This is a genomic window from Borrelia coriaceae, assembly GCF_023035295.1.
Lineage (GTDB): Bacteria > Spirochaetota > Spirochaetia > Borreliales > Borreliaceae > Borrelia > Borrelia coriaceae.
The window spans coordinates 241581-258397 of record NZ_CP075076.1 but is presented as its reverse complement, the minus strand read 5'-3'; the positions used below and the strand labels follow the sequence as shown (position 1 = coordinate 258397).

15 protein-coding genes, 1 tRNA gene and 1 pseudogene are annotated in these 16817 nt (G+C 29.6%); 5 read left to right on the top strand and 12 right to left on the bottom strand.

All coding sequences use genetic code 11. From position 1 onward, the window contains the following. Positions 1–7: 7 nt before the first annotated feature. The 5 genes from bcCo53_RS01250 to rdgB all read right to left on the bottom strand — a co-directional run bounded on the left by bcCo53_RS01250 (position 8) and on the right by rdgB (position 3957). A tRNA-Leu gene (locus bcCo53_RS01250) sits at positions 8–91 on the bottom strand. 18 nt (positions 92–109) lie between these two features. Continuing rightward, positions 110–718 (bottom strand): DedA family protein, encoded by a 609-nt coding sequence (locus bcCo53_RS01245; RefSeq protein WP_025407913.1) that lies wholly within the window; start codon positions 716–718, stop codon positions 110–112. A 13-nt stretch (positions 719–731) separates the two neighbouring features. Continuing rightward, positions 732–1436, bottom strand: coding sequence for a phosphatidylcholine synthase (gene pcsA, locus bcCo53_RS01240; protein WP_025407912.1), 705 nt, complete (start codon positions 1434–1436; stop codon positions 732–734). Between the two features lie 14 nt (positions 1437–1450). Further along, positions 1451–3220 carry an oligoendopeptidase F gene (pepF, locus tag bcCo53_RS01235; protein WP_025407911.1) on the bottom strand — a complete coding sequence of 590 codons (1770 nt, stop codon included), beginning with the start codon at positions 3218–3220 and terminating at the stop codon, positions 1451–1453. Between the two features lie 137 nt (positions 3221–3357). Further along, positions 3358–3957, bottom strand: a complete 600-nt coding sequence (gene rdgB, locus bcCo53_RS01230; RefSeq protein WP_025407910.1) for an RdgB/HAM1 family non-canonical purine NTP pyrophosphatase — start codon at positions 3955–3957, stop codon at positions 3358–3360. 210 nt (positions 3958–4167) lie between these two features. On the opposite strand from rdgB, the gene bcCo53_RS01225 reads away from it, so the two are divergent. The 3 genes from bcCo53_RS01225 to bcCo53_RS01215 are packed head-to-tail and all read left to right on the top strand — an operon-like array spanning position 4168 to position 6229. Further along, complete coding sequence (locus tag bcCo53_RS01225) at positions 4168–5193, top strand: M23 family metallopeptidase (protein WP_028328371.1); 1026 nt, start codon at positions 4168–4170, stop codon at positions 5191–5193. After that, on the top strand, positions 5194–5745 hold the full coding sequence (locus bcCo53_RS01220) for a bactofilin family protein (RefSeq protein WP_025407909.1): 552 nt from the start codon (positions 5194–5196) through the stop codon (positions 5743–5745). Then, positions 5735–6229, top strand: a complete 495-nt coding sequence (locus bcCo53_RS01215; RefSeq protein ID WP_025407908.1) for a YaaR family protein — start codon at positions 5735–5737, stop codon at positions 6227–6229. The genes bcCo53_RS01220 and bcCo53_RS01215 overlap by 11 nt, the downstream gene beginning before the upstream one ends. A 202-nt stretch (positions 6230–6431) precedes the next feature. Here bcCo53_RS01215 and bcCo53_RS01210 read toward each other — a convergent pair whose 3' ends face one another. The 6 genes from bcCo53_RS01210 to bcCo53_RS01185 form a co-directional block, all read right to left on the bottom strand. Then, positions 6432–7994 carry a glycerol-3-phosphate dehydrogenase/oxidase gene (locus bcCo53_RS01210; RefSeq protein WP_028328372.1) on the bottom strand — a complete coding sequence of 521 codons (1563 nt, stop codon included), beginning with the start codon at positions 7992–7994 and terminating at the stop codon, positions 6432–6434. A gap of 35 nt (positions 7995–8029) precedes the next feature. Beyond that, positions 8030–9043 (bottom strand): glycerophosphodiester phosphodiesterase, encoded by a 1014-nt coding sequence (glpQ, locus tag bcCo53_RS01205; protein WP_241766524.1) that lies wholly within the window; start codon positions 9041–9043, stop codon positions 8030–8032. A 79-nt stretch (positions 9044–9122) separates the two neighbouring features. Continuing rightward, positions 9123–10487 (bottom strand): glycerol-3-phosphate transporter, encoded by a 1365-nt coding sequence (gene glpT / locus bcCo53_RS01200; RefSeq protein WP_025407905.1) that lies wholly within the window; start codon positions 10485–10487, stop codon positions 9123–9125. Positions 10488–10599: 112 nt separating this feature from the next. After that, positions 10600–12087: a glycerol kinase GlpK gene (glpK, locus tag bcCo53_RS01195; RefSeq protein WP_025407904.1), complete on the bottom strand. Its 1488-nt coding sequence runs from the start codon at positions 12085–12087 to the stop codon at positions 10600–10602. 34 nt (positions 12088–12121) lie between these two features. Beyond that, positions 12122–12916 carry an MIP/aquaporin family protein gene (locus bcCo53_RS01190; RefSeq protein WP_025407903.1) on the bottom strand — a complete coding sequence of 265 codons (795 nt, stop codon included), beginning with the start codon at positions 12914–12916 and terminating at the stop codon, positions 12122–12124. A gap of 225 nt (positions 12917–13141) precedes the next feature. Then, positions 13142–13525, bottom strand: a complete 384-nt coding sequence (locus tag bcCo53_RS01185; RefSeq protein ID WP_025407902.1) for a hypothetical protein — start codon at positions 13523–13525, stop codon at positions 13142–13144. A gap of 238 nt (positions 13526–13763) precedes the next feature. Here bcCo53_RS01185 and bcCo53_RS01180 point away from each other — a divergent pair. Together bcCo53_RS01180 and bcCo53_RS01175 are read left to right on the top strand one after the other, a co-directional pair. After that, a pseudogene (locus tag bcCo53_RS01180) lies at positions 13764–14367 on the top strand (deoxynucleoside kinase). A gap of 69 nt (positions 14368–14436) precedes the next feature. Next, entirely contained in the window at positions 14437–15201 is a 765-nt protein-coding gene (locus bcCo53_RS01175) for a hypothetical protein (RefSeq protein WP_025407901.1), read from the top strand. Here the strand turns inward: bcCo53_RS01175 and lnt are convergent. Beyond that, entirely contained in the window at positions 15165–16715 is a 1551-nt protein-coding gene (gene lnt / locus bcCo53_RS01170; protein ID WP_025407900.1) for an apolipoprotein N-acyltransferase, read from the bottom strand. The two genes, bcCo53_RS01175 and lnt, sit on opposite strands and share 37 nt — an antisense overlap. Positions 16716–16817: the final 102 nt, after the last annotated feature.

Here is a 16817-nt window from a genome sequence, read left to right as displayed (position 1 = left end):
TAAAATATGCTGTGGACTGGACTTGAACCAGCATGGGCTTACGCCCACTAGCCCCTCAAGCTAGCGTGTATACCACTTCCACCACCACAGCGCATACATATTATATTTGCTATTCAAAAAGTTTGTCAACTTTTTGGATTCTTTTCTTTTTTATAATGTAACTTATTAACATTATTATTGTTATTGTAATAAGTGTTATGAATAATATAATTCTTATCTTAGGAAATATTAGTTTAAACGATTCACCTATCTTAAAGCTTAATACAAAGTAAGTTGTAATTGATATTATGGCTGCAAAAAAGTCAATTATAAGAAAATTACTAGTGCGCATATTTCCCATTCCTGCTGATATAAATATTGCATTTCTAAATCCAAATGGAATAAATCTTCCAATTAGTAAAGTTAAACTTCCATAGCGTTTGTAGTAATAATTCATTTTATCTATCAGTTTATTTGTTTGTTTTTTTTGTTTCAATAATTTGTTAGCTAAAAATTTGCCTATATGAAATGAAATTATATCGCCAATGTAGGCCCCCCAAAAAATTCCTAGGAATATTAAAAATGTATATTCGTTTTTACGACTAGAAAGTATGCCTCCCATTATAACTATTGCATCTTCAGAAATTGGAATGTTAATTCCTGCAAGAATAAGTAGCCCAAAAAATACAATTGGCGAATAAGCTATATTGAGATCTATAAATTCTAGTATTATATGCATAATTCCTCTGTATCTATTGTTTCCTTGTCTTGTAAGTTAAATATATGCTCATTAAGATTAAGTATAGGGAGTAAGAGATTATTAGTGTTTTGCCTATTTTTAAATAAGTATCTGGTAGCTTTGTTAATGTTATAAGTATTACTGCTATGGAAGTTATCATTGTTATAGGGAGTGTGATATATCTAAGTTCTTTTGTTTTTGAAGGATAGATGAATTTAATTGGAGCAAAGCTGAACGCTATACATAGTAATATGATGCTAAGATTCATGGTTTGGTTTATTTTAAAGATTATGTTAAAGATTATTAAAAAATTCCATAAGGATGGGAAACCTCTAAAGTAATCGTCGCTCGTTTTTGCATCTAGTCTTGAAAATTGGTATGCTGATGCTAATAAAATTCCAATGCAAGTTATTATTTTGTATTCATCTTTTATGAAGCTACTATAATAGAAAAATATTGTGGGAATAAATGTATAATTTATATAGTCTACGATGTTGTCAAGAAGTTCTCCATTTATTGTTGGTATAACTTTTTTTATATTTAATTTTCTTGCCAGGGTGCCATCAATTCCATCAATTAAGAGTCCAAGAATTGTAAGTTTTAATAAAAGATTATAATCCATATTTATTATGGAAATTATTGAATAAAGACTGACTATTAGTCCGGAAGCTGTTAAAATGTGCACCGACCAGGCTAAAATAAGATTTAATGTCTTCAAAGCTTGCTCCTTTATTAAAATAATTTTTTTGTTTCCTCAAGACGTTCTTTGAATATGTTGATTGTATTTTTTATTGTTGATTTTAAGCTTAAATCAACATCAGTAACCTTTAAAGATTCTAAGGGATATTTTGAACCTCCTGTTTTTAAGAATTCTATGTAATTTTTAGTAGCATCTTTTTTGTTATTTTGAATGTTTGTATATATCAAAAGAGCAGCTGTAATGCCTGTTGCATATTGGTATACGTAAAACGGCGAGTAGAAGTGAGGGATTCTTAGACATTCAAGTGAACTGTTTTCATCAAACTTAAGATTTGGACCAAAGTATTTTTTAAGTAAGTTTAAGTAAGTTGTTTTGATTGTTTCTTTTACTACTGGTTGGTCTTTATTGGCCATTTCATGAATGATATACTCAAATTCTGCAAACATTGTTTGTCTGAAAAATGTTGCAAGTAAATCATCGATTTGGTTTAGTTTGATGTATTTTATTTTTTCGATATCATTTTCATTTTTTATTAGATATTCTGCTAGTATTTGTTCATTCACTGTGGATGCTATTTCTGCTTCAAAAATAGAATATTGATATTGAGGAAATGGATTATTTTTGATACTGAAATAGGAATGCATGGAATGCCCTGCCTCATGAGCCAGTGTAAACATATCTCTTATTGATTCATCTTTATAATTCATTAATATGTAAGGTTTGCCGTTGTATGATCCTGCGCTAAATGCTCCTGCTCTTTTCCCTTGATTTTCATATTTGTCAACCCAACGTTCTTCTAATAGTCCTTTTCTTAGTACTTCAGTATACTCAGTTCCTAGTATTTCTAGAGATTTTAATATTTTATTACAGGCTTCTTCAAAAGAATTTTTGAATTTAATGTTTTTAGTTAGAGGAACATAAACATCATAATGATTAAGATATTCTTGATTAAGTATATTTTTTCTAAATTCATAATATTCATGAAGTACATATAAATTTTCGTTAACCGTTTCAATTAGATTTGTGTAAACTTTTTTATCAATATTATTTTGAAAAAGTTTCATTGAGAGAGTATCTTCAAATTTTCTTGTTTTTGACAAAAATTTGTTTTTGTTGATGTCAGCGATTAAGAGGTTAGCTAATGTATTTTCGTGTTTTTTATATTCTTGAGCAAATTTCAGAAAAGCTTCTTTTCGTATCTTTTGATTTTCATTTTGAAGGAATAAACTGTAAGTGGAGTTGCTTAATGTTTTGCCATCAATGTCTCCAAATTTCATGTCAGCATTTGTTAATGCAGAAAATATATCATTATAAGATGAATAAAGCGATGTATAGTTTGCTAGTATTTTTTCTTCGTTTTCGCTTAAGATGTGTTCTTTTTCTCTTAAAATTTTTTCAATAGCTATTTTTTTATCTTTAAGTTCTATGTCTTTAAGCCATTCTCTTACTTGTTTTGTATCTATTTTTAAGATTTTTGGAATGAAAAATGAGGTTGTATTTAATGCTTCTGTTTCTAAGTTGACATTAATTGCACGAAGCTCATTTGAGGTGTGATTGCTTACATCTGCTTCTAGTTGAATATGTGTATAATATATTGTTCTTTCTAGCTCTTCTTCAATTTTATAGTAAGCATTTAATGCTTCTTTAAATATATTTAGGTCAAATTCTAGTTTTTCATATTTTTTGAAGTTTTGAAGTTTTATTTTTATTTTTTTTACCGTTTCCTTGTATTCTTCGTTATTCTTAAATAAAGAGGATAAGTCCCATTTGTCGTTTTCATTAATTTTATTTCTCTCTATCACCAAACTTTCTCCTTGAATTTAATATGACACTAATTATGACTTGCAAATTATAATTATTTTAAATCTTTACGTACAATTTTACAATTGTATTAAAGTTTTGATTTGTGTAGTGTCTTTTAAACTTTGGTTTTTTTGTATTAATCTGAGTGTTGCATTAGAAATTTTTTAAATTTAGCAAATGCAATACCTCTATGGGATATTTTGTTTTTTTCTTCAATCGTTAATTCACTGAGTCTTCTATTATTTGTAGTTAAAAATATTGGGTCGTATCCAAATCCATTTTTTTTGCAACAATCAATATCCAAAGCAATTGTTCCATTGAGCTTGCCTTCAAAATTAGTTATTATACCTTTTGTTGAAATATGACTGACTATACATATGAAATATGCCTCTCTTTTTTTTTTATCTTGCATTAAGTCTATAATAAGGTGGTTTTTTTCGTTTGTGTCTAGTTTTTTGCCTAATTTGTATTGGTCATATCTTTTAGAATAGATTCCAGGTTCTAGATTTAAAGCTTTTATGCATAGTCCAGAATCCTCACTAAAAACAGGTTGTTTTTCATCTAAAGATTCAAATAAGGCTTTTGCTTTTAGTAGGGAATTTTCTTTAAAAGTTTTACCTGTTTCTTTGACATCAAAATTTTTAGGAATTTTGATTTTTATGTTAGGAATATCTAAAATTTGTTTTACTTCGTTTATTTTATTTATATTAGTAGTTGCAAAGAATAATGTTTTCATTGTATATAATAATAAATCATTTATTTGTGATTTTGTTATTTCTATTTATCTTAATAGAGATAATTTATGACTTAATGGAGATATGGAATGTAAATTTTAGAATTTGGTAGTGTTATTTGATGTTAAAGGTTAAAAGCATTAATCAGAATTTGCAGCTTTTAAATATTTAAGATCTCTGTTGGTTAGTGAATGTATGGTGAGGGGTTTGTGATGAGAGACAGAAAAGGGTTTAAAATTTTATTTTTTTTAAAAAAATTGGATAAAATTTTTTTAGCGATTTTTAGTTCCTTACTTAAAAGTTTAAGTAAGGTTGACTCTTTTTTCAGGCAAAATATTAGTTTTATGATTATTCCTCATGTTAAGGGGGATGTTAAAAATATAAAGATTTCTGTCTTAACTTTGTTTTTATTTTTTTTATTTTTTCTTTTGATTTTTATAGGGTTTGTTTTTCTTTCTGTCAATTATGTTACTCTTAAAGCCATTGTTAAGTCTACTGAGAAAAGTTATGCACTTGCAGAGTCTGAGATTGAGGATTTTAGAAATACGGTTGTAGAGATTAATTCTGTTGCTAGTAACTTCTCTAAAGTTTTAGATGAACTTAGCTCGTCTTTGAAAATAAAAGAGAGTAATATTGATTTAAATCGAGATAAATTAGATGGAGACCTTGCGGATTTTCTTGATTTGCAGGTATTGGAAGCCAATGCACTTAAGGAATTAAATGATCTTAAAAATGTTAAAAATACAATAGAAGACTCAATCTTGCCTCTTAAGAGCATAGTTAAATTACTTCATTCTCAAAATAAATTATTAAATGATATTCCTTCGCTTTGGCCAATTGTTAAAGGAGAGGGTGTTGTTTCCCTTCATTTTGGTCCGGCTATTGAGCCTTTTACCAGACAATGGTATATTCATAAGGGTATAGATCTTGCAGGAGTGAGAATTGGAACAGCTGTTGTGGCAGCTGCTGATGGTGAAGTTATTAGAGCTAGTTATCAGGTAACAGGGTATGGTAATTTTGTTCAAATTAAGCATAAGTACGGACTTTCTACTCTTTATGCGCATATGTCTCGTTTAAATATTTCTAAAGGTTCTTATGTTAGAAAGGGCCAAGTAATTGGTTTTCTTGGTCAGACAGGATATTCAACAGGGCCACATCTTCATTATGAGGTTCGCATAGGATCTCAAGTTGTAAATCCTGATATGTATTTAAATTTAGCAACGGGGGCTTCAAGATAAATGTTGAATCTATTGAGTATTAAAAAAGATAAGAGGAATGCATCATCTTTCTTTTTTGCAGAAGTAAAGACAGTTGTTGGGGAAGGTGATTTTTTTAAAGGAGAATTAATTTCAACTAATTTTATTCGGATTGATGGTGATTTTTTAGGTAATATTAATTCTAGCAAAAGAGTTATAGTTGGAGAGACAGGCCGAATTAAGTCAAATATTCATGCAAATGAGGTTGTTGTTTCTGGAATAGTTCTTGGGAATGTTCATGCTAGCAATAAAGTTAAGGTCTTTCAGTCAGGATGCATTATTGGCAATATTTCATGTAGATCAATTGAGGTTGAAGAAGGAGCAATTATTGATGGGTATATGAATATTGGCATTGGAAGTCTTAGTTTTTCTGAAAAGGATGTGTTAATTTATACAGGTTCTTATAAGGTTGATGAAGATATTTTAATTGAAGTGAATAAGGGAATGAAACATGAGGAAGAATCCAAGGAACTTTGCATAGATGAGCGTGACAAATATTTATTGAATGATATGAGTAAGGTAGATGAAGATTAATAATTTGGTCGCAGGAGCTTTAAATCTTGATTCAAAGGATTATAAGACTTCTAAGAAAAAGGTTAATGCTAATAGATCAAATATTTTTTCTGCGATATTTAAGTCTGAACTTGTAAGAGAAGAGAAGCATTTTATTGTTTTTGAAAATGGTGAATTTAATATTGAATTAATTAAGGATATGTTAGATAAAATTAATGATATTGGTGAAAGACTGCTAAGCGAGCCTTCTCGTCAAAATGTAATTGTTTATAAGAAAACTATAGGGGAATTTTTATCTATTGTCTTATCATTTTCTATTTCTCTTAAAGAGCAAAAAGGGGGTAATAATGGAGAGCTTAAGAGACCCAAATATCGCATTATTAAGATTATTAATGAAAAGCTTGATAGACTTGCTTATTCTGTTTTGCAAAATCAGATTTCGCAAATTAAACTTTTAAGCAGTCTTGAGGAAATACAAGGATTGCTTGTGAATTTGCTTAGGTAAATTTGAGTTTTCCTATTTACAGATAATATTTAGGATATGGTCTTATAAAATTACATCTAGTTTAGAATAAAATATATAATACGAAATATTTATTTAAGTTTTATTTTAAGAGGTGGTTATTATTTGGAAGTTTTTCATTTTAAAGATGTTGTGTAAAGATTTAAAAATAAGGAGAATTTATTAACTCCCCTTATTTCTTTAATTAAATTAAATATTTTTTTGCTACCTTTTTAAAGCTTTTTACTTGTTCGTTTTTCCATTCTTCAGATTTGCCAAGCTTGTGCATCATAATTTGAGCAACTTTTGGTGTAGCTTCAATTGTTGCTTTTGCATTGAGAAGTAGAGATCTTGTTCTTCTTGATAAAATGTCTTCGACAGTTTTTGCTTGTTCAAATTCAATAGCAAAGGTTATTTGGGCTTCATTTAATGGTAGGTCTGGGTGAATTTTGTTGTTAAAATCTTTCATTTGACTTAAATATTCGAAATCGCTTCCATAAGATCTAAAGTATTCAGGGATTTTAAGTGCTTCTTGCCTTTCTATATATCCGTGAAGCTTTAAATTTTCTGTCTTAGATGTTGACTCGAATAATAATTTTTCTTTTAATGCTCTTTGTAAAGCTTTTTCAGCCATCTTTCTGTAAGTAGTATATTTCCCCCCAGCAATTGTAATAAGATTTGAATTTGATACAAATATTTTATCATTCCTTGATATTTTTGAGGTGTTGTGCTTTTTCTTGGGATCTACTATTAAGGGTCTAATTCCTGTGTAAACACTTAGAATATCACTTTTAGTGATTTTAATATCTAAATAATTATTCATATTTTTTATTATGAATTCAATTTCACTGTCTAGCCTTTTAGGCTCTTCCGCAATTTTATCTATTGGAATATCTGTACATCCGCAAATAATGCCATTATACCAAGGTATAGAGAATAAGATTCTCTTGTCATTTGTCTTGGGCATAAGCATCGCGTATTTGGTATTTAGTTTGTCTTGTTTAATTATTAAATGTGTCCCTTGGGAAGGTTTTATAATATTATCTGCATTAATATTATCTAATTTCCTGATCTCATCTGCAAAGATTCCCGTTGCATTTATTATGCATTTACTATGAATGCTAGCTTGTTCACCGGTTATTCTATCTTTAATAATAGCACCAGATATTTTATCATTCTTTTTGGTGAAACTTGTAAGTTCTGTATAATTTAGCGCAATTCCCCCTTTTTCAGTAAAAGTTCTAAGCATGCTTATTGCCATTCTGGCATCATCGAAGGAATTATCATAGTATAAAACAGAGCATTTAAGACCTTTGGTTTTGATATTTGGTATTTTTTCTATTGTTTTGGATTTTGATAATAACTTTGTTCTATACTTAGATTTTTTATGTTTTCCAAGAAGGTTATGATACCAACTTAGCCCAAAATAGTAGTAGGGGATACTTAAGGTGTTGTATATGGGCGTAACGAAGGCACGCTTATTCATTAAATGAGGTGCATTCATTTCAAGTATGGCTTTTTCATGTAGAGCTTCTTTTACTAAAGGTAAATTAAGTTGAGCTAAATACCTTACGCCTCCGTGTATTAGTTTTGTTGATCTAGAGGAGGTGCCTTTTGCATAATCAAATTTTTCAATAAGTAAAGTTTTGTATCCTCTTGTAATTGAGTCTATTGCGATGCCAAGGCCAGTTGCTCCTCCACCAACTATTATTAAATCAAAATTTTTATGATCAAGATCTCTTAATTCTTTTTTTTTATTTTTACCCATAAAAGTCAAATATTCTCCTTATTGAGATTATGGTTTTATTTTTTTACAAATTCCATTGCTTTATCAACGAAATCTGTAAATATGCCATCTACTTGGGCTTTGTTGAATAATAAGTCTAGTAGTTCATTTGCATCTTTTACATATGAAGGCAATGCATCAATTCTAAACGTATAGGGATGAACTTCCATGTTATGTTTGTGGGCTAAGCTTATAAGATCTGTGACTTGCCCATCAATTATAATTTGGGATATCCAGGGACCAATTCCATCAGCATATTTTGCAACTTCCGTCATACCTTCTTGTGATTTGATATATTCATAGTCTGTTGGTGCTTCATTCCAGTCATTTTCGCCAACAAGCATTATTAGTTTTCCTTGATATCCAAGTTCTTCCCTTATTCTTTTTAATTCGTCAAAGTCGAATGTTTGCAGGTAAATTTTATCTTCTTTTGATTTATATCCATATTGATTTAAAATTTCTATTACAATTTTAGATATATCTTTACCTTGTTGTTTATGCCAAAAGGGCTTTTTAATTTCAGGGTAAATTCCAACGTTTTTGCCTGTACTTTTATTTAATCCTTGTATGAATTGTATTTCTTCTTCTAAAGTTGGAATTTTAAAATTGTATTCATTTAAAGGGAAACGGTTGGGGTATATTGGTTCTCTGGTTTCGGGATCAAATCTTTCGCTTATGCTTAGTGATTTAATTTCATCTAGTGTAAAATCAACAGCATAATATTTTCCGTTTTCTCTAGCTCTTTCAGGAAATAGTTTGGCAACATTTGTTGTTGTGTCAAGTTCTGAATCATGCATTATAATAGGAACATTATCTTTTGTCAAGACGATGTCTTGTTCTAGGTAATCAGCGCCTAAAGCATAAGCATATGCTTTAGCTTCTAAGGTATGTTCTGGTAAATAGCCGCTAGCACCTCTGTGAGCTATAATTAATGGTGATTTTTCATTCATGCTTACTTTTTCGTTCTGACAGGAAATGATTAGAAAAATATTTATTATAAGCATTAATAATTTTGGTTTCATTGATTTCATTATCTACCCTCTTATTTATATTGTTTATAAGTAAATTATAATATATTTACTTATTAAGCTTTCTATTTTTATAAAGTTATTATTGTTTATTGGTGCCATTGATTTTTTTCTCTTGCCTGTATGTTAGGCTTATGAATATTATTGAAAATATGCAAGCAGCTATTAATAGATAGAAATAAACGTCCCAATTTAAGTGTTGCAAGACAAGACCTGTAATGGCACTAGCAGTGACAGATCCTCCTATGTATCCAAATAATCCTGTAAACCCTGCAGCAGTTCCTGCAGCTTTTTTTGGTGCAAGATCAAGAGCATGAAGTCCAATAAGCATAACTGGGCCATAGATTAAAAATCCTATTATTGCTAAGAGAAGAGTTGTAAGTGTTGGGCTATTTTCTGGCAATTGCCAATATATGGCTATTGAAATAAGAGTGGCAGTCATAAAGATTATTCCAGTCTCAGATCTTCTTCCTTTAAAAATTTTATCAGACATCCATCCGCAAATTATTGTTCCAGGAATAGCTGAAAATTCATAAAGAGCATATGCCCACCCTGATTTTTCGATAGTAAAGTGTTTTACTTGTTTAAGGTATGTTGGTGCCCAATCTAGGACTCCATATCTTATAAAATATACGAATGCGTTAGCAGTGGCTATATACCATAGTAGTTTGTTTGTAAGGACATATTTTATAAATATATCTTTTGCATCAAGTTCGTTTTCTGCTTCTTTTGTATAGTTGTCAGGATAGTCGTTTTTATACTCTTCAATTGGGGGCAATCCTACAGATTGAGGAGTATCCCGTAGTGTAATTAGGACAAATATTGCAATTCCTAATACTAATACTGCTGGTACATAAAATATGGCATGCCATTCTTGGAAGTAAAGCAAAGCCCAAGCGGATATTATTCCACTTGCTCCTCCCCCTATATTGTGGCCTAAATTCCAAGTAGCTACAGTTATTCCTCTTTCTTTTTTTGCCCACCAGTGAACCATAGTACGCCCACAAGCAGGCCATCCCATGCCTTGAACCCACCCATTTGTAAACATCAAAATGAACATTAATATTACAGCGGTTGTAGTATTAATTGATTTCCATGGAAAGAATCCAAATAATATGGTAATTATTGCTGTAAGCGTTAGTCCTAGTGTTAGAAAATATCTAGGATTGCTTCGATCTGATATGTTTCCCATAATAAATTTAGATAGTCCATATGAAATTGAGACCCCAGATAAAATTATGCCTAGTTGACCTTTATTAAATCCTAATTTTTCAAGCTCTGGCATAGCAAATGAAAAAATTTTTCTTGTCAAATAAAAACCAGCATATCCAATAAATATTGAAATAAATATTTGCAATCTTAACTTTTTATATAATGGATCTTCTAATTCTTTATGCACTCTTTTTATGTGAGGAGCTGGTTTTAGAAAATTAAATAATTTCTTCATAATTTAATATCTCCTATTTATTAAATATTGATTACGTAATTAATTTTACATCTTAAGTGTATAAACTTAGGCGATACTAGCTTTTGGATTTTAACAAGTTGGCAATATAAGTTCAAATCCAAACTTTTGCCCTCCTAATAGCTTTATGCCAGTTATAAAGTAAATCTTCTCTTTTGCTATTTTCCATTGAAGGTTCAAATATTTTATCTGCTTTCCAAAGGTTTGTAATCTCTTCAGTGCTATCCCAGTATCCTACAGCAAGTCCTGCTAAATAAGCAGAGCCAAGAGCAGTTGTTTCTGTAATTTTTGGTCTAACCACATTGCATTGTAAAATATCAGCTTGAAATTGCATAAGAAGGTTATTTTGGCTAGCTTTTCCATCAACTCTTAGTTCTTTTATTTCAAGACCTTGAATAGAGTTTCGCATTTCAGTTAGTACGTCGAAGCTTTGTAATGCAATACTCTCAAGAGCGGCTCTTGTAATATGTGCTTTTGTTGAGTTCCTTGTAAGTCCAATAATTGTTCCTCTGGCATAGGGATCCCAATGAGGAGCTCCAAGTCCTACAAAGGCAGGCACAAAATATACACCCCCATTATTATTTACTGAAGCGGCCAGTGCCTCAGCATCACTGCTTTTTTTAAATAGTTCTAAACCATCTCTTAACCATTGAATTACAGCTCCTCCAATGAAAACACTTCCCTCGAGAACGTAAGTTATTGAATTTTTTCTGCTCCATGCAATTGAAGTTAAAATTTTTTGTTCATTAATAATAGGAGTTTTTCCTATGTTAACAGTAACAAAACAGCCAGTCCCATAGGTGTTCTTGGCCATTCCTTTTTGAAGACATGCTTGTCCGAACGTTGCTGCAAACTGATCTCCTGCAATTCCTGAAATAGTGATCTCTGTTCCCAATATTGATAGATCGGTTTTTCCGTACACTTCAGAACTTTGTTTAAGTTCAGGTAAAATTGCTTTTGGGATGTCTAATATTTGTAATAGATCATCGTCCCATTCAAGTGATGTAATGTTTAAGAGTAAGGTTCTTGATGCATTAGAATAGTCTGTAATATGTAGTTTTCCTTTAGTAAGGTTCCAGACTATCCAAGTGTCTATTGTTCCAAAATATAGCTCACCTTTTTCTGCTCGTTTTCTTGCTCCTGCAACATTGTCTAATATCCATTTTATTTTTGTACCGCTAAAGTAAGCATCTAATACAAGGCCCGTTTTTTGCAAAAAAATTTTATCTTTTCCTTTTGCTTTTAATTCATCGCATAGTTGTGCTGTTCGTCTATCTTGCCAGACTATTGCGTTATAAATTGGTTGTCCTGTGTGTTTATCCCAAATAATTGTTGTTTCCCTTTGATTTGTGATTCCAATTGTTTCAATATTATTGGGAAAAGTTCTTGCGTTTGCTAAAGCTTCTGACATAACTTCTAATATAGAACTCCATATTTCGTTTGGATTATGTTCAACCCAACTTGGATATGGGTAAATTTGTTTAAATTCCTTTTGTGCAAATCCTTTTATATTTGCATTTCTATCAAATATAATTGCTCTTGAACTTGTTGTGCCTTGGTCGATAGATAAAATGTATTTCATAATAATTCTCCTTCATTAAAATTGTTGTGAACACTTAAGAATTAGTGTCGTTTGAATTACATTGGAGATTATTTTTTTCTTCTAATGTAAATTCATAAACTATAGCGCCTAAGCTAGCACCAATTATTGGACCTAATATAGGAATAATAAATATAGTTATTTCGTTAAACCCGTGATTTTTAAAACCAGCCAATAGTAGCAATATTCTTGGCCCCAAGTCCCTTGCTGGGTTAATAGCATAACCGTTCATACCCCCAAAGCTTATTCCAATGGCCAAAACTATTGCTCCAATAATGAAAGGAAAAAATGGATTTTGAGTATCTTCCTTTATAAATTTTCCAATAACTAGTACTAAAAACATCAATAAAAATGTTCCAAATATTTGATCAATAAATCCAGGCCAAAAACCAGGGACAGCGGGAAAAGTGGACATAATTCCTTGGGTAATTTCGAATGTAGGATCTATTTCTATCCATTTGGGGTAGAATACAATTAATGTCATTAGAGCTCCAAAAAATGCTCCAAGTATTTGTGCTATAATGTAGTGCAAAAGTTTTGACATTGGAAATCTTCCAATAGTAGCTAATCCGATGCTGATGGCAGGATTTAAGTGTGCGCCACTAATTCTTGCAGCTGTATAAACCCCAAATGTTACACCTAAGCCCCAGCCGAGTACTATATTTGTATAACCTCCCTTTATTATTTCTCCAACTACAGCAGGGTTTGATGGAAATAAGGTTGTCATTGCTATGGAACCTGTTCCAAGTGTTAGTAAAATAAATGTACCTAAAAATTCTGCAATAAATTCTTTAGATCGTATATAAACCATATTTTAACCTCCTTATGTTACGCAAGATCTAATTTGCAATTAATTTTTAAATATTTGTCATACTTAAAAAATATTGTTCCTGTAATAAGCTATGTGTTTATGACGGCAACAGTATTTTCAACTTATGTATAATTTTTATTTTTTTCATAGTATCTTTTTTAATATATTAATATTTAATTAATTAAATTATTTCCAAATATATAAGCTATAATTATATTTTTTATATCAATTAATTGATAAATTTTTATTTAATGTTTTAATATCCATTATTTTGGAATTTATGAAATTTGCCATTATATCATTAATAAACTTTTTTTTATATTTATTTTTGTAACATAATTCCTTCTCAATTAATAAGTCTTTTGCTATCAAGGGAATAAAATTATGACTTATAAATTTTTTCCACTTGTAGTTATTTTTTATTTGACTTTTTAAGATTATATGATTTTTATTTTGTAAATTAAAACTTTTTATTAATTCTTGAATTTTATTTGCGGATCTTTTTGATATTAAAAATTTTTTATATCTTTCCTTTATATATTTTTTAATTATTCTGTTAAATAAGCTTATTTTTCTATTTGAATCGATTAATCTACATTTGTTGTCCATTTAATATTCTCCTAAATTGAACATTAAAGTATATGAGAATTATTTCTTATATTAAAAATATTATTTTTTATTTTCATTAATGTCAATAATTTAAAAAATCAAAATTTGATAAATTGATTCCATTTTTTTAAACTATTTATTAATAAATAGTTTTTTGATAATTGATGTTCTTATGTGTTGAAATGATATTATTTTTAAATATTATTAGGACTAGTTGGCAATTTTGGAGTCAGGTTTGGTGATTGTAATTGAAGGGTTGATTGGGGCAGGAAAAACTACGCTTGGGCATGTTTTGTCTAAGGAGTTTAATCTTCCTTTTTATAGTGAATTAAATAATGAATTTACATTGTCTATGTTAGATAAATTTTATAAGGATAAGTCTAGATGGGCTTTTTCAGTTCAGGTTAATTTTTTAAATGAAAGATTTAAACTTATAAAGGGTATATTTAAGACTAAAGGGGGAATATTTGATAGGTCTATTTATGGTGATCGTGTCTTTGCATCTCTTTTAAATGAGATTGGGTATATTTCTGATGATGAATATAAGATATATCTTGATTTGCTTGATAATATGTTGGAACATTCTCAAAAACCTGTTTTGATGGTTTATCTTGATTGTAGCGTTGATGAAGCTGAGTGTCGCATTAGGAATAGAAATAGAAGTTTTGAGACAGGAATTTCTAGAGGGTATCTTGAAGCTCTTAATAAAAAATATTTAAGGTGGTATGATGATTATGATTTATCTCCTAAATTGAGCTTTGCTTATGATAGCATAAATATTTTTGGATGCTGAACACAAAAGCAAGCTTATTGCTTTAATTAAAAATGAACTTGTAATATAATTGTTTGTACACGATTTATAGTTTGATTTTTGGTTTTTTGAAGATGGCTAGATTTTATTGGAGGTTAGCATGAAAAAATTGGTATTATTGTTTTTTTCTTTTGCTTTTATAAATTTATTTGCAAAAACAGGTTCTTTAGTTGATGAACATCAAAAAGAACTTGCTATTTTTTATTATGAGGTTGGACAGCGATATATTGATGTTGGAAAAGTTAAGAAGGGTAGAATTTTTCAAAAAAAGGCTTTGGAAATTTATCCAAGACTTAAAGAAGAAGTTAATATTAAGGCAGCTGTAGAGGAGATCGATTCTAAGATTAAATTTGAAGGGGAGACTAACTTCCTTGCATTTGATGATATTAAACTAGATGATATTCCAGGAATAATGCACGATGAGATTGAAATTAGTGAGATAACAAGCGCTCCTAAGATAGAATATATTGCAAATAGAGAGAGAGAAACGCACAAAGAGCAGGCAGTTAAATTTCATTTTATTAAGTTTGTAAGAGCTCTTCTTTTGCAAGATTTGGATTTACTTGATTCTGTTATGGCTAATGAAATTAAAGTTTTTGGGAGAATTGAACCTAAGGCTGATTTTATCTCAAATTTTGAACGTATTTCAAATGATGTTGATAAGGACGATGTGAGTTATCTTGCAGTTGATGATTTTTATGACCTTAAATCTTTAAATATGGTGAAAGATACAGATGTTTCTTATAGCATTAAAGTTAAGGCTAAAAAAAATGATGTTACTAGAAATATTCCATTTTGGAGAGATGTTCAGACTTTATCTTTTGCAAATCAGGATAATAAGTGGGTACTCTTTTCAATAAAATAGAATTTTAGGGCCATAATTACAATGGCTATTGCTAGGGCGTATATAAATAGATCTCCAATGTATTCATAGATTGTTGTGAATCTTGGAGTCAATTTTATTTTTGATGTTAGATATCCTTCTTTAAATGTTTCTAAATTTTTGACATTTTCTCCATATTCATTTATTACAGAAGTTATTCCGGAGTTTGTAGATCTGACGGTTTTAATTCCATTTTCTATGCTTCTAAATTTTGCTACTACAAAGTGTTGCCATTCTGATGAATTTGTATGTGACCATGAGTCATTTGAAAAATTTAATAATAAATTTACATTTTGTTTTTTGTAATTTCTTGCAAGATCTGGAAATGCATCGTCATAGCATATTAAAAATCCCAGATTAAATTTTTTTAGCTTTAATATCTCGAGTTTATTTCCATTCATTTGTCCTATAACGTTAAAGTTTTGACGGAAAAATTTTCTTACAAATTTATATTCATAAAATGGTATTTTTTCTGAAAATGGAACCAAAAATATTTTAGAGTATATGTTTTCTATATTAAGGTTGGGTTTTATTGCGTAAACTGAGTTTTGATGTGAGAATGAACTTTTATCTGTCTTTGATGGGGAACCAATAACAAAGTGGGCTTTGCTGTTGATTATTAGGGCCTTGATTGAATCATATAATTTAATTAATTCTTCATTGTTAGTGTAATCTTTATAAGAATTAAATGGTAAGGCTAATGCCCCTTCACTCCAGAGTACAAGTTCTGTATCTGGATGTTTGCTTAAGGCTTGTTTTGTGAGCTTGATAGATGTTTTAATGCCTTCTTTGTGCTTGCCAGGTAGCCAAGGATCAATGTTAGTTTGGATTGCTGCAATATTTAGAGTGTCTGTTTCTTTGTTTAATATTGGATTTAATTCTATTTTTTTTATAATTCCATAAGCAAAAGATGTACTTATCAATAAAATTGAGAATAATACGCTTAGCGTATTTATTTTGCTTTGTTTTATGAAAAAATTTGCAATTCCTGCGTTAAAAAAGTAAACAACGAAGCATACAAAAAAGACACCAAAAATATCAGCTACTTGTATAAGATCATTGAAGTTGTGTACCATGAAGGCTGAAAATCCCCAAGGATATGCTGCAAATCCAATTGATTTTGAATAATCATAAAATGTAAAAAGTATAGCTAAGGTTAATGTTTTGTTTTTAAAAGTTTTTAATGAATAATATAGTAAATATCCTAAAACTAAAGCGTAGGGAATATAACCTGATACGGCCCCTAAGAACGTGATGAGTCCAAATGAATGAAAGTATGCAAGCCAAAAATTTTGTAGACTATTAGCTATTAAAAAGTAAAAAATTGTTAAATTAATGAGAGTTTTTTTATCTTTTATTTTGATTAGTGCAGTGAAAAGTGGTATGTATGCAATTAAACCAATACTTGAATATCCCATGTTTTTTATTTCATTTGGAATTGCCAGAGTTGTAAGCATTCCAGAAAATGCAGCTAGGAAGAAATATCTTGTTTTCATTTTTTCCTCTTTTTTTTATCTATCTATAAAAATATATTGCATATTAACTCGTGTAGATATTAATATACGATATTGCATAGTATAATATATAATATGTTTTGT